Origin of the sequence: Brucella tritici (assembly GCF_008932295.1) — a bacterium.
Taxonomy (GTDB): domain Bacteria; phylum Pseudomonadota; class Alphaproteobacteria; order Rhizobiales; family Rhizobiaceae; genus Brucella; species Brucella tritici.
Map to the genome: position 1 here is coordinate 1 of NZ_WBWA01000075.1, position 1232 is coordinate 1232.

Here is a 1232-nt window from a genome sequence, read left to right on the forward strand (position 1 = left end):
GATGCCGCTGTCGCGGCTGCCGATCCTGAACTTGTGATCCGCGCCAATCTTCCGGCCAAGCCGAAGGGACGCACGATTGTCATCGGTGCGGGTAAGGGATCGGCGCAGATGGCGGCGGCTTTCGAGCGCGCCTGGGCCGAAAAAAACGATGCTCCGCTGGAGGGTGTGGTGGTCACACGTTACGGCTATGGCGCGCCCTGCGAGCGTATCGAGATCATAGAGGCCGCGCATCCGGTTCCTGATGAAGCAGGACTTCAAGCCTCGAAGCGGCTGTTCGATGCAGTGTCGAACCTGACGGAAGATGACCTCGTGGTGGCGCTTGTTTCCGGTGGTGGGTCTGCCTTGCTGCCGTCGCCGCCGGAAGGGCTGACGCTTGAGGACGAAATCGCCGTCAACAAGGTGCTGCTCGCATCCGGTGCGCCGATTTCGGCCATGAATGCGGTTCGCAAACATCTGTCGACGATCAAGGGCGGCAGGCTGGCAGCAGCCGCGCATCCGGCAAAGGTCTTTTCGCTCGTTGTCTCGGATATTCCGGGCGACAATCCGGCCTTCGTGGCTTCCGGCCCGACTGTGCCGGACGAGACAAACCGCGATGAAGCTTTGAAGATCATCGAACGCTATCGGCTCGACCTGCCAGAAGCGGTGCTTGCGCACATCAAGAGCGAATCCGCCCATGCGCCAAAGCCGGACGACAAGGTTTTTGCGGGCAATGAAGTGCGCGTCATTGCGTCCGCTGCCGTTTCGCTGGAAGCGGCGGTGAAGGAAGCAGCGCGTCATGGCGTCGAAGCAGTGATACTCTCCGATGCGATGGAAGGCGAGGCGCGGGAAGTGGCGCATGTTCATGCAGCGATTGCCCGCGAAGTGGCTGACCGTGACCGCCCGTTCAAAAAGCCGGTGGTCATTCTGTCAGGCGGTGAAACGACCGTCACCATTCGCGGCAAGGGCGGCAAGGGTGGGCGTAACAGCGAGTTTCTGCTGTCTTTTGCTCTCGATATTGATGGCTATGAAAACATCCATGCGCTGGCCGCAGACACCGATGGCATCGACGGTTCGGAGAACAATGCCGGTGCTTTCGCCGATGGTTCCACTGTTTCGCGTCTGCAAAAAGCGGGCGAGGATGGCGCGGCGCGGCTCAATGCCAATGATGCATGGACGGCATTCGACGCCATCAACGATCTGTTCGTACCGGGGCCTACCGGCACGAATGTTAATGATCTACGCGCGATTTTGAT

The 1232-nt window shown here is 60.3% G+C and carries 1 protein-coding gene; it reads left to right on the forward strand.

All coding sequences use genetic code 11. The features are described from left to right. The coding region (locus F9K91_RS25460; RefSeq protein ID WP_151679067.1) for a glycerate kinase type-2 family protein at positions 1 to 1232 on the forward strand (1232 nt) is incomplete at both ends.